A 22,193-nucleotide genomic window follows, 5' to 3' on the forward strand; every position below is an offset into this window, starting at 1 on the left:
TACATATAACAACCTAGTTTTAAAAACTCCTGAAAAAAGTTTAAAAAATTATATACATTTAAAAAAATTATTGACTAAATGGCCAAGGAATTACATGAGGATATATGCAATGAAGTCATTTTTGAAAGGATTTACAACACGTATTCCAAAGACTTAAATAACTTCCTGTATTATAAATACGGCGCCGAATTAAATCCATCTGACAAAGCTCAAGATGCGTTTATTAAACTTTGGGACAACTGTAAAAAGGTGACCTTTAGTAAGGCCAAGTCATTCTTATTTACCGTTGCTAACAACCTTATGCTTAATGATATTAAACATCAGAAAGTTGTTTTAAAATACCAAAAATTACATACAAATGCATCTTCTAATGAGACACCGGAATTTATATTCGAACAAGAGCAATACCTTGAACGCTATAAAAAAGTACTAGAAAGTTTAAAAGAAGAACAGCGTGTGGCCTTTTTGTTAAATAAAGTTGAAGGTAAAAAACATAGCGAAATAGCAGAGATTTTAGGTGTTACTCAAAAAGTAGTAGAGTATAGAATTTATAGTGCTTTCAAGATATTAAAAGCAGAATTGGAAAATTTTTCAATAAAATAATCAGGAGAATAACAGCATTAGTTGTTATATAATAAATGTATTACATTTTATGGACAAAGAATACTTATTAAAAAAATGGTTAAATAATGATTTGACCCCAGAGGAACGTAAGGCCTTTCTGGAGCAGGATGATTATGAATCAAATAAAGCCATTATTGATAACGCTTCAGCATTTAAAGCCTCTCAATTTAATACAACTGCTGATTTTGAGGGCTTTAAAAAACAATATCATGAGTCTAAAGAAAAGGTAAAACCTTTAAACTGGAAATCGCCAGTATTAAAAATCGCCAGTATTATAGTTGTAGCCTTAACACTTTACACGGCTTTTTATTTTAATAATACTACCGAAGTAAAAACAGTAGCTAGTGAAAAAACAACTTTTGAATTACCAGATGCTTCGCAGGTAACACTCAATAGTGTATCTGAAATTTCATTTAGTAAACGCTCTTGGAACTCTAAAAGAGCCGTAAATTTAAATGGCGAAGCTTATTTTAAAGTTTCAAAAGGCAATACGTTTGATGTGATTACATCACGAGGAATTGTGACAGTAGTTGGAACCGAATTTAATGTAAAACAACGCCAGAATTTCTTTTATGTTGAGTGCTATGAAGGTATTGTCAGTGTCATATCAGATACTATTACCCGAATGTTACGCGCTGGTGATTCCTTTAAAATTTATAATGGTACCTTTTCAGAAAACCATTCTAATTTAATTGCACCTAAATGGATTAATAATTCGAGCTCCTTCCATGCTATTGCCCTTAAAGATGTGCTTTCAGAATTGGAGCGTCAGTATAACATAGAAGTAACACACAAAGGAGTTGATACAAACAGTCTATTTACAGGTGGTTTTACACATTCCAATTTAGAACAAGCTCTTATTTCTATCACACAACCTATGAATTTAAACTATGAATTGAATTCATCAAATCGTGTTGTTCTTTATGAAAATAAGCACTAAACTATTAGTTACATGTTTAATATTTTGGCTATTCCAGCCCTTTCAAGTCAAAGCCCAAGTTCAGGGAAATGATATTTTACTTCACGATGCTATAATTATCATTGAAAAAGAATATGATGTTCAGTTTAACTATGCCGAAGAAACTATAGAAGGCGTTTATGTAGCATCACCAAATTTAGAATTAGACATTGAATCCGTTTTAATCAACCTTCAGAACCAAACAGCTTTAACCTTTTCAAGATTAGATGACCATTTTATTCTAATTAAATCCAAAGTTCAAAACACCTTTTGTGGTTATGTAAAAAGTTTTTATGACGACATACCTATCCCATTGGCAACCATTCAAAATGGCTCCAATGGTGCTGTCGCTGATGCCAATGGTTATTTTGAATTAAACCTAATGGAGAATAACAAAACTATTGAAGTTCGCGCTCTAGGATACAGAACAGTTCAGTTAGATTTAGCACTCATGAATGCTAATGATTGTATGATTATTAGACTAAACGCTGAACTTCAAACACTCTCGGAAGTGTATATATCGAACTACATAACCAAAGGTATTAATAAATTAAATGATGGTTCATTTAATATTAATATTGAGGATTTTGAAATACTCCCAGGTTTAATTGATGCTGATGTTTTGAGATCAGTTCAAGCATTTCCAGGTATTATGAGTGTATCGGAAACTGTTTCAAATATTAACATAAGAGGTGGTTCTCACGATCAAAATTTAATACTTTGGGACAATATAAAAATGTATCAATCTGGTCATTTTTTCGGGCTTATATCTATGTATAATCCACAAATAACTCAAACTGTTTCATTATTTAAAAATGGAACTAGCACGCAATTTTCTGATGGTGTTTCTGGTACTATAGCCATGTATACTGAAAATAAGTTAAACAAAACATTCAAGGGTAACTTTGGTGTAAATTTGATAGATGCAAACGCCTTTGTAGATATTCCTTTAGGAAACAAATCTTCTTTACAATTGGCAGCCCGAAAATCAATAAGTGACTTCACAAAAACGCCTACTTACGAACAGTTCTTTAAACGCATCTCCCAAAACAACGAACTTCAAAGCGAAGTAACTTCTGACAAGCAATTTGATTTTTACGATGCCTCATTACGATGGATCTATCAAATAAGCCCAAAAGATGAATTAAAACTTAATTTCATCAATGTTTCTAACAATTTAGTTTTTAATGAAAATGCTTTGGTAAACAATATTGAAACATCACGTGAAAGTAATATTTCACAAAAAAGTATTGCAGCTGGTTTAAACTATAAACGCTTGTGGAGCTCACAATTTAACACCACGCTTCAGGTGTATGAAACAGATTACAAATTGGAGGCTGTGAACTCAAACATAAATGAATCACAACGCTTTCTACAAAAAAATCAAGTTTCAGAAAGTAGTATCAAATTATTGGCCGAAAAGGTATTTAACCAAAATTTAAATGGCTTGTTTGGATATCATTTTGTTGAAACAAAAATCACCAATTTAGATGATGTTGATGTTCCAAGATATAAGTTTTTAATTTCAGAAGTTTTAAGAGAGCATAGCGTTTTTTCTGAATTTACATTTAGAACAAAAAACAAAAAAACCCATGTTGATTTAGGCTTACGCTACAATTATATTGATAAATTTCAAGAACACATTTTAGAACCAAGATTGAGTATAACGCATCAGTTGTCAAATAGAATTTCGGTTGAAGCTTTGGGAGAATTTAAACATCAAAACACTTCACAGGTTATTAATTTCCAAAATGACTTTTTAGGTGTTGAAAAAAGGCGCTGGCAATTAACCGATAATGACTCCATTCCCATAATAAAGAGCAAACAATTTTCTCTTGGTATAAACTATGAACATCAAGAATTCCTAATAAGTGCTGAAACCTATTACAAAAAAGTTGATGGCATCACATCACAGAGTCAGGGATTTCAAAATAATTTTGAATTCATTAAAACTTCCGGGAACTATGATGTTTTGGGGTTGGATTTCCTTATTAAAAAACAACTTAATGATTTCAATCTTTGGGTAAGTTACACTTATATGGACAATAATTATACTTTTAAAACATTTAACGACGAAGCATTCCCGAGCAATTTCGATATTTCTCACACATTAACATTTGGATCTGGATTTACTACTAATAAATTCAAACTGGCTGCAGGAATCAATTGGCATACTGGAAAACCTATTACAGAACCAATAGCTAATGAGACTATTTTAAATGGTTCTATAAACTATGATTCAGTTAACAGTTCTAATTTAGAGGATTATTTTCGTGTAGATTTATCAGCTATTTATTATTTGAATTTAGGCCATAAACTAAAAGGCGAGATAGGTGCTTCTATCTGGAATGTATTTGGAAATGAGAATACCATTAACAGTTTTTATAGACTCAACAATTCTCAACTTATAAGAGTCAATGAACTCTCATTAGGCTTTGCTCCAAATGTTTCGGCAAGGATTATTTTTTAAGCGTAGTTTCCCTCAAGAGTAATTCAGTGTCAATACGCTTTATTTTGTTCGTAGGTGTTTTGCCATCAATTATATCAATGATCATTTCTACCGCACAAGAACCAATTTGAATGGGATGTTGAGCAATTGTAGAGAGTTTTGGATTGGTAAATGGTAACACATTATTGTCTGAAAACCCAATAATGGAAATATCATGCGGAACATGCTTATCAAGTTTTAAGGCTTTTTGAAGTGCAATAACACCAGATGTATTATCAATGGAGATAACACCATCAATTTCATTGTCATTAGAAAGCAGATTTTCAACTTGTTCTTCAATATTGTCTTCTTCATTAAATGATAAAATTAATGGCGCATAATTACTTTTAGAAAATTCTTTTAGGGCATTTTGATAACCTCTTATTCTTAATTTTCCTACACTTAATTCTGAAATATTGCTCAATAGGACTATTTTTTTCCTGCCTTCTTCTATCAAAAGCTTGGTTGCATTAAAAGCTGAATCATAATCGTTGATTATAACTTTCATACAATTAACATCATTAAGAACACGATCAAACATGACCAAAGGGATTTTATTCTGTACCAAACTTTCAAAATGGTCAATACTATTTTCATTTTGAGTTTCTTCAGCTACTGAAACAATAAATCCGTCAACACTTCCATTAGATAGAATGCCCAGACTTGTAGTTTCTTTTTCTAAAGATTCGTTTGAAAGACAAGTTATAATATTATAGCCTTTTTTTGAAGCTTCCTTTTCAATACTAAAAAGAACTTTAGCAAAAAAATGATTCAATATGTTTGGGATTATTACTCCGATGGTCTTGGTGCTACTTCGTTTTAGGTTTATTGCAACCCGATTAGGTTTATAGTTATATAATTTAGCTAATGATTTTACCCTTTCAATAGTATCATGTCCTATCTCATCACTACCGTTTAATGCTTTTGAGACGGTAGAAACAGAGACGTTTAATTCTTGAGCTAATTGCTTTAATGTAACCATAATTTAAAAAAAGGGTGCGCTAAAAAACGCACCCTAAATTACCTAACTATTTATAAAAATACGAATAATTACTGTTTAATTAGTTTTACACTTTTAGACCCTTCAGAGGTGTTTATTGTTGCAAAGTAAAGTCCCGCTGGTAAGCTTGAACCATCTATGGTGGCTTCAGAAGCATTTGGATTCAAATTGATTGCTTGTCTACCTTGAATATCAAAAATTTGAATAGAATTAATGGTTTGGCCATTAGTTTTTACGTTCCATATATTTTGAGATGGATTAGGATATACATTAAACTCAGAATTCAAATTAACATCAGTTCTAGAAAGAGTTCCTCCACTAAAATATATATTACTAACATAGACTAGTTCAGAACCTAATGTACTCCCTGCTTCAGCTGGGAAGATTTGTATTAAAGCTAAATCACCAAAGTTTGATATATCAGCACCCGTAAATTCATCTGGTAATCCAGACCCTGCACCAGCTAAACCTATATCAAATGATTGCCATGTGCCTGGTTGTGTTTCATCTACAGTTATTCTAAACTCCATATTTAAGCCCGTATTTTGTGGTAACAATACAACTCTAAAGTTATCTCCAGCATCAAGATTTTCGCAATAAAAATCAATATGGAAAATCCCCGCCGCAGTTATATCCACAAATGGTTCATTACCAAAATAATTAACTTGTCCACCGTTTCCACCTTGGAATGAAAGAGCGTCATCAGTTCCACTATTATCTAAATCATAAAATGCCGTTGTTGATCCAAAAGCCTCAAAGAATGGTATCCCACGGTCTGAATAAGCCGGATTGTTTGTAAGGATTGAAACCACATTAGTTTCTGTTGGCACTGGTGCTGCTGGCGGCAAAGCGGCTGCTTCTGTAAAATTTACAGTGTACAATCTAGTGGTTGTTCCATCCGGTGCAGTAACATCTAAAGTAGCTGTTCCGGGCACACCACCGGCTTGAATTACATCAACATTGGACGACCCGTTGCCTGCTTGTGTAGCAACACCTGCCACTGTTGGTGGTACTGTTGTGCCATTCGGCAATTCTACATCGTAAGTTGTATTTGATGGAGAGAAACCTGCTATTGTTGTACCATCTAAAGTTAAATCTGACAGACTTGCGTCAATACTTGGATCGAAAGATTGAAAAATATCGTCAAAATACCATATACCACCATTACCTGCTCCGACGGTAGTACAACCACCACCTTCACAACTAATATCATAGTTTGGCTGAATCACAAACACAGCGTACTGCTCTGTGCCATTAGTTTGACTATCAAAATCTATAGTTACATCCGTCCAAACACCGGCATTAGGAATTACAGTATCTACATTAAAGGCTGGGGCTCCGTTGATACTGTTTTGTAGACGAAACCTCACTGTTTGACCAGCAATTGGTGCCCAAACCTTAAAAGTAAACTCGGTTCCAAGTGACAAATCAACTAATGCAAGACCAGGTGTTTCAAAACCAAAGCCTGAAAACCATTGTGCTGTATCCGGCTTATTTACTTCCAAAACTCTTGCGGAAGGGTTATTAACGGCGTCAGGATTTACCACGTTGCCGAATCCAACACCATCAAATGCAAACTGTGGTACTTGAGCCGGGTTTTCAAAATCATAATTTACTTGACCGAATGTTACGGCCGAACATATAAGGAAAATTAAAAAAGTAATTTTTTTCATAGTTTAATATTTTAAGGATTTATGAATTATTTAAATATTTATGGTTAATTTTTTATTATTCTCAAAGATAACCCACATTTATTGAGTAATCCGAATTTAACACCGCTACAAAAAACATACAGTTCAAAAAAAATAACCCAAAATTTAAAATCAATCTATAATTAAGACATAATAGGGTTTTCAAGATGCTGGGGATTGCCCGAGGTATTGTAATATTTTCAATATGTATAGGTCATGTTGTGGTAACAATGTTGAATGTTGAGTTGCTTTTTTGTAAGGCTTTAAACTTTTTTAGCATTTAATGCGTAATCAACCAAAAAAAACTAAAACTTTAAATTTTCGTTTTTATCCCACAGCCCCCAATAAGCGCCAACATCTCCTTCATCACCCGTTTTCCATGATTCATCAAATGATGAAAAGTAAAATATTGAAATGTCATTTTCTTTTGTCCAGTTAATGGCATCAATAAAATATTTCATGGCAGCCTCTTTTCCAGCAATTGCACTTTTTAGATTCCCTCCTTCACTAGGCCAACCTGTTTCAGTTACAATAATAGGTTTGCCTTGAGCCGCATCTACAACCTGACCATACATGGCTTGCATATGACCAAGCGCATATTCAATAGGGCATCCTTCCCAATAGGGGTATAAATTGGCTAAAATGACATCAGTTTGTTCAACTAATTCTGGATGACGAGAAAACTCATAATAGGCATCTACATAACCTACAGGAATATCTAAACCAGATAATGCTTCTTTAACCCGTTTAATGTATTCTAGTAATTCCTCCAGAGACATGTCATTACGATAAAGCACCTCGTTACCAACAGCAGCAACATCCACATAACCTGCTTTAGCAAGAGCAATCAATCCCTCAATTTCTTTTTCATTATCATCTTTATCATCTCCCAGCCATGCACCAACTAATGTTTTCAAACCGTGTTTTTTAGCTGCAACAGGCACATGCTCATTGCCTTCTACACAAGAAAATGAACGAATGGCTTCAACATACGGTTTTAAAATTTGCACACGACGTTCAACTTGTTCAAAACTAATATCATCGCCAGGTTCTTGACCATCTTCATACATGCTAAAACATATACCATGAAATCCATTTTTAATAGTTTTGCGCCATAGTTTTGTTAACGTTTCAAGAGATAATTTTGAAGCATCAATACCAACTGTATTAATTTGGCTGTACCCTTTAAACTTATAATATGATTCTTTTCTGTAAGACATTTTTATTAATAATTTTTATAATTCACCTCGCCTATCAACAAGTTCAGCCTTAATCTCTTTTGCTCTTTTTTCATTTAAACTATAGTTCCACATAACCCACATAGCTAATGCAGCTGTAGTAGCTGGAACGATAATATCAGCTATTCGTAATGATGTCATTGTTTCAATAGTCTGATTTGTTATATTTTGATCGAACCCGACAATTTTCAGGATTACTCCGCTCAAAATAATTGCGATTGCTTGACCTAATTTAACCATCCACCAATAAATTGCTCCAAAAGTACCCTCTTTACGGGGCATTCCATTTTCTAACTCATCTAAATCACATACATCTGCAGTCATACTCATCATAAGCGTAAACAGTCCTCCCATTCCAAAAGCAAAAAATGGAATTGGTAAAAATATTAACCATGGAATACCATTACTCGCATCAATACTAAACCACGACATACCAACACTATCTAAAAATGGATTAATAGTCTCAAATATTGAAGCCACTCCATTTGTCATGGATTGACCAATAGACGTTTCATTAAATTTATTATTCAGTTCAATATCAAAACCCCACCATTTTAAAACATAACCAAATATTGATAAAGCTGTTGAAATTAAAAATGCCTTTCTCTTTCCCCATTTAGTCGCCATTCTAGAAATTATAGGAATTACCACAAATGCGGTTAAAATGGCATTAAGTGTGTTAAACCATGCTGGCCATGTTCCTGCCATTTCCCAGCTTCCACTATTCATATAAAAAACAATTATAAATACTGAAAACGCCGCTACTAGCTGAAACCCATTGAATACTAAAAATGTGGCGCCACAGAGCTTCATAAATGGTTTGTTTTTAGATACCTGCTTAATACCTCTAAACAGTTCTTTCATATTTGAAGCTAGAGTCTTAAAATTGATGACTTGTCTGTTTTCCATATTTGCAGAATCTATTCCTCTACAGAAGAAGGCGGGTAAAATCCCAAAAACAATACAGACTGCACCAACAATCACAGCCATAGTTCTAACACCTTGAGCGGGATTATCAAAAGTATTTACATCTGGAATTATTACATATAACCATGGTACAATCATCCATGCAATCTGACCCATGCTATTTGCTAAACTCATAAGTCTAGTTCGTTCATTATAATCAGAAGTCATTTCATATCCCAAGCCAACCAATGGTGTCGCAAACATGGTGTTTCCAACTAAAAACAGAATCTGAAGAATCATTACATACCAAAAATTAAAGGTCTGTGATGCGTTTTCGTCAAGTTGCCACATTAAAATAAACAGAATTCCACTTATAATGGCTCCTGTAAAGATATAAGGTCTTCTTCTACCAAATCGAGATTTGGTATTATCTGAAATGAAGCCCATTATTGGGTCTGTTAAGGCGTCAAATATCCTAGGCAGTCCGCCTAAAAGTCCAGCCCAAACCGGATCCATGCCGAATGCAGTTAAAATAAACACCTGCAAGTAAACACCCAAAACACCTGGTAAAAGATTGAGCACAAAATGACCTGCACCAAATGCGGCTTTTTGACCTATTGGGACTTTATTTCTAGATACTGTTTTAATACTTGACATAAACTATATTATTTAGTTAGTGTTTTACTTTTTAGGAACTACAATAGTTTGAATGGCTTGGGGATTAATATTTATTATAATTGATTTATCATCTACTTTCAATTCAAAACTCTTTCCATCATTACCTTCATTAAAAATGACGACTGCTATATTTCCGCTTGGATTTTTAGCTGCTGTAACCAATAATGAATCGTCGGTATTTGCGACTCCAATCACTTTAGCTTCTGGCCTGATATACTTGCTAAAATGTGCCATCACATAATAAAGTGGTGTAAAATAAACCTCATCAGCATCAGGATCAACAATAACAGGTGCTACACACCAGTTTTCAAACCAATTTGGGCCTCCTTGTCTGTCTAAAACCATATTCCAATCTACCCATCCATCAACCCAGTTATTGAGACATCCAATAATATCTCTGGCATAACGATTTACAGGTGCATATTTTGGGTGCAAATATTTTTCATCTTCTGCTGCCCAATCCCAGCCCCAATCAGTGGCTTCCTTTTTCCAATACCACGCGTCATCCTGCCATTTTGGAACTTCAGAATCTACACATCCTTCCGTTTCAATTAAAAATTTGTTTGGTGCTTTTTGATGCGCATATTGAAGTGCTTCGGGGAATACTTCATAGGTGCTTTCATACCAATGTATTGCCGTACCATCAAAATATTTTGAAGATTCTTCAGTTGCGTACATCACATCTACCCATTCTTTTAGACCTGCTCGATTCTGATCATAACCAAGTATAACTTTATCACCATAACCATCCCCTTCTAATTTTGGACCTAAATGATACTTCACAAAATCAGTCATTTCCTGTGGTGTAAAATGCATACTCTCCCAATTATTTCCATTACCATGTGGTTCATTTTCAACAGTAAAACCCCAAATAGGTATCCCTTCAGCCTCATAGGCATCAATATATTTTGAAAAAAACAATGCCCATGTATCATAATATTTTGGCAATAACTTACCGCCTACCCAATGGTTATTGTCTTTCATCCAAGGTGCAGCAGTCCATGGCGAAGCAAATATTTTAAAGCCTTCTTCAGAAATGGTCATGGCATCTTTTATCATTGGAATTAAGTCGTCTTTGTCCTCCTCAATAGTAAAATGGTCAAGCTCCATATCGTCTTCAACTGGTGTATATGAATATTGATTAAGCGAAAAATCACAAGAATTCATATGGGTTCGTGTTAAAGAATAGTTAGCACCTTCTCTGCTGAAATAGGCTTTTAAAATCTTATCTCTATTCTCTTTACTTAATCGATTGAGTAAATAGGCTGATGATTCTGTAAATGCACCGCCAAAACCAGTAATAGTTTGAAATTCTTTTTCTGGTTTCAACACAATAGTTGCAGTCGTATCTAAAGGCTCAAATCGTGTGCGTTTTGTTAGTTTATTACCACTAGCAGATGTTTCAAAAACCTCAACTTCAAGCGATTTTTTATCTTGCTCTTTTTCTTCACACGCCATAATAAATCCCAAAAAAATAAAACAAACTACCAAACTTGTTGCCTTCATATATCTTAATTATTAACTGACTCATTTCATCTCTGAAACATGATTTCTTCAGCTGTTGGTGGTACAAAAACATCAACCATGAGTGATTTATATTCTCCATTATAGGTTTTTGATATGGCATTACCATTTCGTGTCAGACCATCAAAAACACCTTTATCTACTAAATCCCAAATAGGATATTTTGCTTGACCATCTACTGTGAATAAACCAAAATGGTTTTCAGACCCCTTTGGATTATGAGCATCTTTCCATTTTTCGTTAAAAGCCTCAAAGTAAAAGCAGGAAATATTGCTATTGTTTGTCCATTCTCTGATTTGCTTGTAATAGAGCCCTTGTTTGTACTCGTCAGTTGCTTTTGAGCCATTTGGTCCATAATGACCATTAGATACACTTGCCCAACCTGTTTCTCCTATGTGAATTGGTTTATTTACTCCAAGGCTTTTAACATAGTTTGAAACACTATCATACTGTTTTTTAGAAAAATTAATAGCACGTTTCATAGCTGCGTTAATTTTTTCAATGCCAGGCAAGTCTGTTTCGTTTTCAGGAACTACCCAAAATTCCGGATTATAGTGTGTATTGTGATAGGGATATGTGTGCATGGAAATATAATCGACAGCCTTAATTAATTGTTCTAAATCCTCATTATGGTATAAAGTATCTCCTCCTCCCCAAGATGCAAAATCATCTGAACTAGTTATCCATAAATCTTTTGAAAGCTTACCATTACGCTTCAAATCTTGTAAATGGTTAACCCATTTTAAAATAACATTAGGTTGAACATAATAACTTGTAGCCCATTTTACCATTGCCTCATTACCTACAGCCAATACTTTTACAATGTCTGGATATTTGTTTGCTAGAGCCACTGCACGCTCAATTTCTCCTGCGTTTTTAGGACTTTCAACATCATGATTAGGTGCTTGGTCTGTCCATGCATTTAAGCAATCTATCCAAGCGCCTAGCATAACATACATTTCAAATTCTGATTCTTCAGCTTTCAGCTCACTGATTGCGCGTAATAAATTTGGTGCATGATCTAGTTGTACGTTATATGTACGTAAAACTTTAATACCCATAGCTGATAAAATTTTCATATCATTTTTCAGCTGCTGAATAGTAGGTTGACTATCCCTAGTTACTTCTCTATAACCACCATAGGATATTGCTAGATATTCCGGATTACCCAAAATATCTTTAGCCGTAACATTTTTTTCTTTTTTCACAGGTAATATGTTGCCTTTATTTTTTTTATCAGAATCATTACATGAAAACAATACTAGTCCAAAACAGAAATAAATAATATGTAATGAAATTCTTGTCATTTTTTTCGTTTTACTCTTTAAGTGAAACTAAAATTCTATTAATTTCTCCTTCTCTTTTAAAAACTTTTTTGCTTGTTTTTAAATCTATTTGTAGTGAATCAAATTCCGTTATTTTACCGTCATTGAAAATTACTTGTATGCCATTTTTGGCTCCCAAATTATAAATGACAGGAATTTGACAATATGTAAAACAGACCGATTTAGTTTCAATATTTAGAGTTTCTAATTCTTTATTAATTGTTGTGTAAACAAAGTCCTTTGATTCATTTAAAAACTCCTCATATCTTAATAATCTTGGATTGAAAACTATGCGTCCATTCTCAACAAACACACCTAATTCTCCGAACCTACAAAGAATATCTTCTTTTACTTGACCAGTCATACCTGGTTGTTGGGCACCTTTACCTGATGGAGTATGCGAATAGGGGTCTGTTGGAAAGGCACCATATAGCTCTGGAGATTTATGAACCCCAATCCCTTCATTAATTTCATAATAATGATCAAGTAATCCACCAATTATAACATCGTTTTCATCGTTTTTAAGTGCTTCTAAAGTTGTTTCTTGAACAGCGAGTAACAACTTAGATACCATATGCCAGTAAATTGACCCTAAACCTTCATAACCAAAGAAGGTTCCTGAACGACCTGTAAAGGCCTTATGGTTAAACATATTCTCATAAGTTTCTAAAAGCAATTTTTTATCAGTATTTGCAAGCGCTTGATATTTGTTTTCTAGACCATCTAAAGCTTCTTTTAAACTGTTAGCGTTATTAAATGTTCCATTAAAATGATAATTCCCTAAAACATCTTTTTGAATTATTTGCTTATTACCATCCTCTAGAAGCCGTTGTAATAACTTCGAATTATCTACGGCTTCTTTTGGCAATTTATTCTTCTCAACAAACTTATTAAGTTCTTTATCTGGATATAATAGATAACTATATTGGTCTGGTCTGAAAAGTGCACTAGCTTTCAATGCGTGCAAAACTTCAAGTGATTTTTTTCCAGAAATGTATCCTGAACTTAATACTGCAACTTGACCCTCCAACATCTCTGGTAAATATGAAATTGAAACTTCAGAATCATTTTTTACAGTCATTAAATTGTAGGCATGATACAATTTATCATCTCGTTGATTAGCTTCAATGGAATGCTCTAAATATGCCCTAGATATTGATAAAAACTGTGTGAGATCACTTTTTAAAATGTCTCTTTTATTACTTGAAAAGCCGTTTTTATAAATTTTTTCTCTAAAAACACTTCCTGCTGTTCCGAGTCTATCCAATATTGATTTTCTTTCCTTATCGCTTACTCTTGCCTTTAATACACTTTTAAAATCCACAAAAGTGTTTAATACCTTCTCAAAAAATTCCGCTAATTCTTCTGATATTTCAAAGGATTCTAATTCATTATCTTCAACGATATTTTCAAAGAATTTCAAGAATCGTCTTAAATAGTATAGTGTTACCATGGAAACACCATTGCCAACTAATGCATTGTTGGCATCATTCCATTCTGGTCTTTGTGTATTAAGCCAAATTCCCCCTTCAGGAATAAAATTTGATAACTTAGCTAGAACTGTAGCCAACAATTTTTCCATAAGATTTACCTTATAGATAAAATAATTTTCATCTCTTAAAAGTGCACCATCTACACCCAGTTCTTGACGTTTTTGATGAATTCTAGCATCAAGTTTATCATCAAAATCAATAGTGTCTTTTGGGTTTTTCAATAAATCAGCATACGGCTTTATTTTATAAGGCACATTAGCATAAACAAAAACCTCTTGGTTAAAATAACTTGATAACCTGTTTGGATAGTGACCTTCAATTATTTCCAAAAATTTCAATAAATAAATAATTTGATGATCTCCCCAATATCCAATGTAAGACCAAGGGTCATCTGGTTCTATAGTTTCCCAATCAAAACCATCTTTTGTGACACGATAGGGATTATAACCATCAAATGTTGTAGCATTCAAAAATTTATGAATCATACTTTCAATAAATTCTGGATATGAATGCGCTAAAGCTTCCCAATTCTGAAAAATATCGCGCCAATTTCCTTCATAATCTAAAATTTTAGACCCGTCAACCTCACTCCTTGTGTTTATTGAAAATTGATTCCATGGTCGACTTGGGTCACCATGTCTTCGGCTAAATTTTAATGGTAAATATTCGAAGCAAAGACGTTTAAAGTTTTTGTCTTCATCTTTCTCTGCAATGTTTTTAATATATTCTAAACTGAATGCATCTGGCAAGTTATTAAGCAAACTGTTTTTCTTCTTAAAGACTTTTTTGTTTGCTTTACCAATATATTTTATGAAATCGCTTTTTTCTATTTGATAGTTATCATCAAAAATTCCTCCACGCATTATATTAAACAAGGTGTTTGAAAAATGACGTGTATTTCGTAATTTATTTCTACTTAATTGCATAGCATCTGAAGCACCTGCTAATTCTAACAAATGTTTCGTGCCTAATTCAATATTATCTTGAACTTGTTCTTGTAGATTTGAATCGTTTTTTATTTTTTCAGAAATAGATACAATATCGCTTATATTTTGGTTCACATTTGCAATAAACATCCAACTCTGCTTTTCACTTGCTGAAAGAGATATATTAGACTCAATAAAATATGCACCTTTTTCGGCCTTTATATCTGATTCTTGTTCAAGAGATTCCCCTCTTCTAAACTTGTCAAGTTGTAATGAAGACAATAGATATTTAGGGTTTTTTATTCCTAAAGACCAAATAATATTAGATTTTAATGCTTCGCTAGGTTCTGCTTTATCAACAATAATTGCACTTAAAGCAAATATCCCAATACCAGTGTTTTCTTCAAGTTCACTTCGTTTATAAGCATCTACTAAATTACTGTAATCGTTTTGCAAATCAGATCCAACACCATATGGAACAATGTTCTGTAAACCATCTAAAAAAGTAACATTAACACTTGAATTTGAATTGTTTTGTAAAGTCGATTTCTTTACGAATCCAAATAAATTACTTGAATTCCATGAATAACGAAATGTCAATTCTAAATCTTCATTCAATTCTTCAAAAACAACTTTGTTTCCGTATTGACTTTTATAAAGATTTCTTTTTAGATTATAAATTCCTTGATATCTATTTGAAAATGGTTCCCATAAATAAATTTTATCGTTTTTATGAACTCGCATTATTGTTTTACTACCAGTAATTTCAACAGATTCTGTTATCTTATCGTCTGTGTAATATGGAAATAAAGCGTGATTGGCATCCTTTCTACCTGCAGACAGACCACCATTACTCGATATAAACATCCAATGATTGGAATTACTAATGAGACTCATGAAAAAAGGTCTCATTTTATCAGAATTTGAAATCTTATAATATACCTCGCCTTCAAAATTTGTTAATTCACCAGTAATATCTTCCTCTTTAAATGAAGCCTGATTATTACCTATATAAATTTTGTTGGGATTCATACTTGTGTTTCTTTCTTCAAAATTTTGATTATTAGTTAAAATTTTTGTCGTCATAGTAGTCTTTTAAACCTACTGATTACTGTTTGTAGGTTAGATTGATCATTATAAAATTTGGGTGTGCTTTAAAAGGTCAAGAAGCTAGCCCAACCTTTAATTAAATATGTTCACAGGGTTTTTTATTGATAAACACGGACGTAATCCACATACATGGTCTGCGGGAAAACGGTATTATCATTTGGAGGTCCTCCATAGTTACCACCCACAGCGACATTCATAATTATATAAAAGGGTTGGTTATCAAAAATCCAAGGGCCAGGAACTTCTTCTGGAGTTATCTGATTATACAACACATCATCTACATAAAAATTTATATAACCTTCACCCCATTCAATGCCAAAGACATGGAAACCTGTATCAAATCTATCATTTACTAGGTCATAAGCTTTAGATATAGATTCTCCAGCTGAATATCCTGGACCATGAACCGTTCCGTTTATAATAGTTGGTTCACTACCTCTATTTTCCATAATATCAATTTCGCCGCATGCAGGCCATTGAACCACATCAGAATTTGAACCCAGCATCCAAAAGGCTGGCCACATACCTTGCCCCCAAGGTAACTGAATACGCGCTTCAAAACGTCCGTATTTTTTTTCAAACAAATCTTTAGTTTGAATTCTGGCAGATGTAAAGCCTGAACCTTCGTAAGATTCTTCCCGAGCAGTAATCATCAACATACCATCTTGAATATTTATATTTTCAGGTCTATCGGTGTAATACTGTAATTCATTGTTTCCCCAACCAGGTATCCCTTGTTCCGAGCCATTTCCTATATCATAATTCCACTTACTTGTTTCTAGAGGTCCATCTGTATTAAACTCGTCTTGCCAAACCAATTGATTTAAAGTCGTAACCGTTTGAGTTTCGTCTGTAGAACAACCCAATGCGAATGCTATTGCACATAGGATACTCATATATTTTGATTTTTTCATCATGCTATGATTTCTTTTTATTAGTCAATTACTTTCAAATCGTCATAATAGTAAGTGCTACCATCTCCAGCTAAACCTGGTACAAATTCAAAAAACACCACTATTCGAACATAATTTACTGAAGGGTTGTACAAACCGCTAAAGTCCCATTCCAACTCTTCCCATTCGTCTAATGTAGTTGTTGATGCATCTAATTCAATTCCTGCAGTATTGTTTTGATCTTCCAACCGAACACGAATTGGAATACCACTTTTTGGTGACAATACTTTCATTCTAAACTTTTGTGACGTTGTAAAGTCTATAGGTGAGTCTAAATTCAAAAACGTACCAGCAAAAAATTGAGCTCCGGCTGTTTTTATGGATCTCATTGCTAACGATGTTGGATTAATTCCATTTGTCATTGGGTTGGCTTCTATTGATGAATCTGCTCCTTCAAACCCGACAAAATCATAAACCAAACTGGTAGACTGGAAACCAACTGGTAAAGCCACTTCAGTTGCCATTGAATCATCAACAGGTGGTGTTGGATCAACTACTTCTTTATAATAATAAATGTTGTCAACATAAATGTTTGATATGGTAGGTACATTAGCACTATTATTAGATATAAAGAAAATCAATCCCAACTCTGCCCTGCTGGCCAAGCCTGTGAACTCCCCTAATGGAATATCGTAACTTCCCCAACCATTAGAGACCAAATCAGAAGCTGGAATCACTACCGAGCCTGAAGTTTCATTTGCGGTTTGTACACCATTTATTAATTGAACTCGCAACTGGTCTCCTGGATCCAGAGCCTCGTTTACGTTAATATCAACATGCATATGGGTCATTTCTGTGGCATTAACTGGTGCAACATTTAAGAATGTTCCAATTCCTACAAAATTCAAATCGGTATAGTTAATTACCTCATCTCCATTAATATCTATTGGAGGCGCACCACCTTGAGTAGTTTGTCCATCACCGTTGAAAAATCCGTTGTAATAGTCTACTGGAACATTGTTATAGGCATCACTAAATATTGAAATTACATTTGCTGGATCTTCATCTGGAACAGGCGCAGAATCAAAATCTCCTAATGAAACAATCGTTAATGAACCTGTCGCATCTACACCATCAAGTGAAGCCGAAATAACTGCAGTTCCTGATCCAACTATTGAAACAAGCCCCATGTCGTCAACTGTTGCTACTCCAGGATTAGAAGAAACAAAATTGAAATAAGCTGGAGCTGATTCTACAGTTTGATCTTGTCCATTTCCTAAATTAAATGTTTGTGTCAAACCTGTTAGGGGTCTATTTGCCCCAATAAATGTTTCTGATACTATATCTTGACCGTCTAAAATTGCAGGTCTTGGTTGAGCTATATTGCCAAGTTTTTCAAATCGAATCTCATCAAACCAAATAGTATAACCTAGTCCACCCGTACCTTGTGTTCCAGCAGCATAACGCAGCATACCTCTTTCTTCAACCAATTTAGATGGATCTGGAATTGGAACAATATATTTATTCCAACCAGTACCAATACTAACATTAGTAATAGTTGCTTGATATTTATTTTCTATAAAGTCCTCACCAAATCCTATTCCATCTAGAATAACACCTTGTGAACCACGAGCCCAAAATGTTAAAGCATCGTATCCTGTTAAATCTCGTCCTGAACCATCAATTCTCAATATAGCACCTGCATAATTTCCTTCTGGATCATCTGCATTTGGCACACTCAAACGAATTGATGCATTACCTTTATAAGTTTCAACACCATCAAATGCCGCTGCATCTGGTTTTGAACCTAAATATGGGAAATAAAAATTACTTCCTAAACCTACAGGTGCATCAGTAAAAATATCTCCTTCTGTAGAGAATCCAGCTAAAACAGCATCATCGGATAAATCTCGTTCACAACCTGCTAAAACCAATAATACATAGGTTAAAAGCAGTGTGTTTTGAAAATAATTGTATTTTATATTTTTCATAATCTTATATTATTTGCCTACGTTAATGTGAATATAGGTTCTGATTTCCCATTCATTACCTTCAGGAAAACCAACTGGGCTTAAAACAGGTAAAGTTGAAAAGCCTTCAACAGCTGCAGGAGCATATCTATTTGAATATTGATCAAGAGTACGATACGTGCCTCTAATACCTATTTGGGTATTTGGTAAAATAAACCAATCCGGTTTACCTAAAGTTGTCGATAAGTCTAACATAACCTGAACAGGAAACGTTAAGTTGAAATCACGATGATAGTCATAAGGCCCCCAATCATTGAACTTTGATGAGTACACTAATTTCAATTTTTTATAGATTACCCTAATATCACCACCATAACGTTCAATCAATCGTGGGTCGCTACCATTCGCTTGAGCGTTTCCGAAATATAAATTAGCAATGATTCCAAAATCTGAATGAATTTTGGATACGATTCTAGTATTAGACTCCCATAAATCCTCTGCAGGTGCGGCACCTGGAAAAGCGAATGTCGTTCTTCCATCAGGTAAAATACCTATCGCTGCATCTTGAGACGTAGGTAGATGACGGTAAACAAAACCTGTACTAAAGGCAAATTTGGCATCTTCTTGCCTGTCATTGTCCCATTGGTACATCCAAGTTCCAGGGGTTGGATCATAAGTCAACAATAGCTCACCACCAACAGTTTCTCTATTAGCTCTTACGGCAAATGGATCATCTTGAATATTTCTTAATCGTCCCGGTGCTCCAACATCACCTGGCATTGGATCAACTAAAGGTTTTTGCCAAAGAAAATTAGGGGCTACTTGTAAATCACCGAAAGCATAAGTAAATCCAGTTAAGAAGTTGGTTTGGTTGCCACTACCTGTGTCTTTAAGTCTCCAACCTGTAAATGTTTGGGTTGCATCTGCACCTCCATTAGCAACCAATCCCATAACAGCCCCTTGGGCATACCAATTAAATCGTCCTTTAGAAAAAGTAATTTTTGCTTTTCCTCCCCAATTATCACTTCCTTTTATCTCGTCTTCATAAACGGTATAATTTCCTGGTTCACCTTCTGCTATTTGAAACTTTCTACCATTTAATGGTTGTCCACCCCAAATACCACCTAATTCGATACCTACATCTCCAAATTCTCTCTTTATATAAAGCGTAGCAGTTCTTGTTTGTGGTAACGGAACTGCAATAGAAGACACAGCAGCATTAGCGTCATCAATATCGCTTCTGTATATTGCTGCTAAATCAAATTTACCTACAGTCCGCTCATATTTTAATAAGATTGCTGGGTTAGCACCCCACCATAATTGAGGGCCAAAAGCCGCCTTAAAACCTGAAAACGAACGCTTCCCATCAACTTCAAATCCTGAAATCTCTCCATTGTATATATCTAAATTGGGACCATAATTTGCCTCTGGATATAATCCAAAGAAATCCCCTTCATATTGCCAATGATAATGACCTGTTCTGTAGAAACCTCTTAAATCAAAATCTTTGGCATTCCATTCATATTCAGCGCTGTATATTTTGACTCTTTCGATATCTGAAAGTTGAAGTTCTCCTTCGGCTGTGTTAACAGCACGAGTTCTTGCTCTATTTTCATAAAAGATTTCATCGATGGGATTTTCAGCTACGTTTCCAACAATATTGACATTCACATTAGCCCTCATATTGGCAGTTGGATTGGCTTCCACCCCAACATAAAAAGACTGCATATGATCAAAACCTAATTCATCAGGGAAAACCAAGTCATCTTCATTTGGCTCATCGGGTGTGGTAATGAGACTTCCTCCAGTACTGAAAGTTGTGAATTCCGCTCTTAGTTGACTAATTCCTAATTTTTGTGAACTTTGTGATTCTAATGCTGCCTTATCACCTCTTGCTTTTAAAACAGCATCCATTATTTGAATGTTCTTAAAATAATCGTTCAAGAATTCTGATGTCATTCCTTCGTCATAAGGATTTAATCTATGCGCTTCCTTGAGTGTGTAATAGGCCGCTCGTGGATAAAGGTCGTAGAGACCTCTTTCATTAGTAGGTCCTTTAGCACAAACTCCAAACCACTCTTCATTCATATTATTTTCACCTGGTGCCAAATCGTGAGGGTACCCACCATTAGCCCAAGACGCGTTGCTATCATGAACATCGGCATTTACTCTGTCATCAAACCCATATTTCCACCATCCATCACTAAACTGAAAGGTAAAACCACCTATTGAAATACCCGACTTTCCCAGTCCTGCAGCATTTTCGTAAATCTCTTTCCAATTACCAAGCATATAATATGCTTGCATTTTTTGATCTTCTTTCTTTTCAATTTCATTGAAGGCATCGGCACCAAACTCCGTAAACAACAGAGGCATGTCTAATTTTTCTTTGACAACATCAAACATGTCTGTAAAAGAAACACCTCGATAGGTGTTCGTTCCATAAATATCTACATCTTTACACTCTTCGGCAACAATATCAATAAACAAAACATCTCCATTACAAATGGCAACGGGGTGTGATTCATCTACAGCTTTCATGCGTTTTGCCGCTTCATTCATCAATCGGTACATAGGTCTTCCCCTGGTTTCACCTATATACTCCTTTTCCTTTTCGTCATCAGGAAAATCTTCAGTTTCTGCACCCTGCCAAAAAAGACCATAGTTGTTTTCGTTTCCTAAAAGGTACATTAACAATCCTGGTGTGTTTTTGTATTCATTGACCAAGTCATCAACTTCAGTTAACAAATGTTCTTGTGTTTTCGGGTCGTCATATATAGTGACAGGAGTCCAAACACCATCAAGGGTTAAGCCATAACGACCAAAGGAATGGTTGAGCATGGTATAAATACCATATTTTTCATATATGTAAGAAATCCACCTTGCAGGTACTCCTGTATATTGTCTTATTACATTGACTCCCATATTTTTCAACAAGGACATTTCGGTGTCAAGGCCCTCTTTAATAATATCATCTGGATTTTCCCAAAATCTAGCATCTACCGTATTTTTTCCAATTGGAATATAATCCCAGTTCATGCCATTGACTATAAAGTCTTTACCGTTTACCATTAAACGCATACCGGAAGCATCTTTTTTTACGTTGACCATGTTTTGTTGCGAAAAGCTAAAACAGGTGAAAAAGAAAAGAATTATTCCTGCTAAATTGTTTTTCATAGTTTCAAATTTTAGTTAGGCTAGTGGTTTGGATCGAAGATGAACTGTTTTTTTCATTATTCATATGACCACAATGGTAAATGTAATGCTTGAAACTGTGAATTTGACAATTTTAACCCCAACAAAAAATATACATCGTAAAAAAAAGCTAGATATTTTGCGAAATCATCATTGTTTATGCCTAACCACCGC

At 34.4% G+C, this 22,193-nt stretch carries 13 protein-coding genes; 3 read left to right on the forward strand and 10 right to left on the reverse strand.

Annotation, left to right across the window (positions count from 1 at the left end):
- The first annotated feature begins 78 nt into the window (after positions 1-78).
- From C1S72_RS07280 to C1S72_RS07290, 3 genes are read left to right on the forward strand one after another with little or no spacing between them, the layout of a single operon-like run.
- Positions 79-603 (forward strand): RNA polymerase sigma factor, encoded by a 525-nt coding sequence (locus C1S72_RS07280; protein ID WP_104734961.1) that lies wholly within the window; start codon positions 79-81, stop codon positions 601-603.
- Positions 604-652: 49 nt separating this feature from the next.
- The gene (locus C1S72_RS07285) at positions 653-1,564 is read left to right on the forward strand and encodes a FecR family protein (RefSeq protein ID WP_104734962.1); all 912 of its coding nucleotides are present in this window, start codon (positions 653-655) and stop codon (positions 1,562-1,564) included.
- Positions 1,548-4,052, forward strand: a complete 2,505-nt coding sequence (locus tag C1S72_RS07290) for a TonB-dependent receptor (RefSeq protein ID WP_104734963.1) — start codon at positions 1,548-1,550, stop codon at positions 4,050-4,052. Before C1S72_RS07285 ends, C1S72_RS07290 begins: the two co-directional genes overlap by 17 nt.
- On the opposite strand, the gene C1S72_RS07295 is transcribed toward C1S72_RS07290, so the two are convergent.
- The 10 genes from C1S72_RS07295 to C1S72_RS07335 all read right to left on the reverse strand — a co-directional run bounded on the left by C1S72_RS07295 (position 4,042) and on the right by C1S72_RS07335 (position 22,001).
- Complete coding sequence (locus C1S72_RS07295) at positions 4,042-5,052, reverse strand: LacI family DNA-binding transcriptional regulator (protein WP_104734964.1); 1,011 nt, start codon at positions 5,050-5,052, stop codon at positions 4,042-4,044. The genes C1S72_RS07290 and C1S72_RS07295 overlap by 11 nt on opposite strands.
- Before the next feature lie 68 nt (positions 5,053-5,120).
- Positions 5,121-6,743, reverse strand: coding sequence for a T9SS type A sorting domain-containing protein (locus tag C1S72_RS07300; RefSeq protein WP_104734965.1), 1,623 nt, complete (start codon positions 6,741-6,743; stop codon positions 5,121-5,123).
- Positions 6,744-7,066: 323 nt separating this feature from the next.
- Entirely contained in the window at positions 7,067-7,981 is a 915-nt protein-coding gene (locus C1S72_RS14515; RefSeq protein ID WP_230401593.1) for a glycoside hydrolase family 17 protein, read from the reverse strand.
- 15 nt (positions 7,982-7,996) lie between these two features.
- Complete coding sequence (locus tag C1S72_RS14520; RefSeq protein WP_230401594.1) at positions 7,997-9,562, reverse strand: MFS transporter; 1,566 nt, start codon at positions 9,560-9,562, stop codon at positions 7,997-7,999.
- A gap of 24 nt (positions 9,563-9,586) precedes the next feature.
- Complete coding sequence (locus C1S72_RS07310) at positions 9,587-11,089, reverse strand: glycoside hydrolase family 30 protein (protein WP_104734966.1); 1,503 nt, start codon at positions 11,087-11,089, stop codon at positions 9,587-9,589.
- A gap of 26 nt (positions 11,090-11,115) precedes the next feature.
- Positions 11,116-12,414: a glycosyl hydrolase family 17 protein gene (locus C1S72_RS07315; RefSeq protein ID WP_104734967.1), complete on the reverse strand. Its 1,299-nt coding sequence runs from the start codon at positions 12,412-12,414 to the stop codon at positions 11,116-11,118.
- Between the two features lie 10 nt (positions 12,415-12,424).
- Complete coding sequence (locus C1S72_RS07320) at positions 12,425-15,883, reverse strand: hypothetical protein (protein ID WP_104734968.1); 3,459 nt, start codon at positions 15,881-15,883, stop codon at positions 12,425-12,427.
- 176 nt (positions 15,884-16,059) lie between these two features.
- Positions 16,060-16,857 (reverse strand): glycoside hydrolase family 16 protein, encoded by a 798-nt coding sequence (locus tag C1S72_RS07325; protein WP_230401595.1) that lies wholly within the window; start codon positions 16,855-16,857, stop codon positions 16,060-16,062.
- 38 nt (positions 16,858-16,895) lie between these two features.
- Complete coding sequence (locus C1S72_RS07330) at positions 16,896-18,845, reverse strand: Ig-like domain-containing protein (protein WP_205527086.1); 1,950 nt, start codon at positions 18,843-18,845, stop codon at positions 16,896-16,898.
- A 9-nt stretch (positions 18,846-18,854) separates the two neighbouring features.
- Positions 18,855-22,001, reverse strand: a complete 3,147-nt coding sequence (locus C1S72_RS07335; protein ID WP_104734969.1) for a glycoside hydrolase family 2 TIM barrel-domain containing protein — start codon at positions 21,999-22,001, stop codon at positions 18,855-18,857.
- Positions 22,002-22,193 lie beyond the last annotated feature (192 nt).

Origin of the sequence: Hanstruepera ponticola, assembly GCF_002940745.1 — a bacterium.
Classification (GTDB): domain Bacteria; phylum Bacteroidota; class Bacteroidia; order Flavobacteriales; family Flavobacteriaceae; genus Hanstruepera; species Hanstruepera ponticola.

What these genes read in the sequence shown, in the direction of transcription:
- C1S72_RS07280 (WP_104734961.1), top strand. Translation starts at nt 79, where the DNA reads ATGGCCAAGGAATTACATGAGGATATATGCAATGAAGTCATTTTTGAA.
- C1S72_RS07285 (WP_104734962.1), top strand. Translation starts at nt 653, where the DNA reads ATGGACAAAGAATACTTATTAAAAAAATGGTTAAATAATGATTTGACC.
- C1S72_RS07290 (WP_104734963.1), top strand. Translation starts at nt 1,548, where the DNA reads ATGAAAATAAGCACTAAACTATTAGTTACATGTTTAATATTTTGGCTA.
- C1S72_RS07295 (WP_104734964.1), bottom strand. Translation starts at nt 5,052, where the DNA reads ATGGTTACATTAAAGCAATTAGCTCAAGAATTAAACGTCTCTGTTTCT.
- C1S72_RS07300 (WP_104734965.1), bottom strand. Translation starts at nt 6,743, where the DNA reads ATGAAAAAAATTACTTTTTTAATTTTCCTTATATGTTCGGCCGTAACA.
- C1S72_RS14515 (WP_230401593.1), bottom strand. Translation starts at nt 7,981, where the DNA reads ATGTCTTACAGAAAAGAATCATATTATAAGTTTAAAGGGTACAGCCAA.
- C1S72_RS14520 (WP_230401594.1), bottom strand. Translation starts at nt 9,562, where the DNA reads ATGTCAAGTATTAAAACAGTATCTAGAAATAAAGTCCCAATAGGTCAA.
- C1S72_RS07310 (WP_104734966.1), bottom strand. Translation starts at nt 11,089, where the DNA reads ATGAAGGCAACAAGTTTGGTAGTTTGTTTTATTTTTTTGGGATTTATT.
- C1S72_RS07315 (WP_104734967.1), bottom strand. Translation starts at nt 12,414, where the DNA reads ATGACAAGAATTTCATTACATATTATTTATTTCTGTTTTGGACTAGTA.
- C1S72_RS07320 (WP_104734968.1), bottom strand. Translation starts at nt 15,883, where the DNA reads ATGAATCCCAACAAAATTTATATAGGTAATAATCAGGCTTCATTTAAA.
- C1S72_RS07325 (WP_230401595.1), bottom strand. Translation starts at nt 16,857, where the DNA reads ATGAGTATCCTATGTGCAATAGCATTCGCATTGGGTTGTTCTACAGAC.
- C1S72_RS07330 (WP_205527086.1), bottom strand. Translation starts at nt 18,845, where the DNA reads ATGAAAAATATAAAATACAATTATTTTCAAAACACACTGCTTTTAACC.
- C1S72_RS07335 (WP_104734969.1), bottom strand. Translation starts at nt 22,001, where the DNA reads ATGAAAAACAATTTAGCAGGAATAATTCTTTTCTTTTTCACCTGTTTT.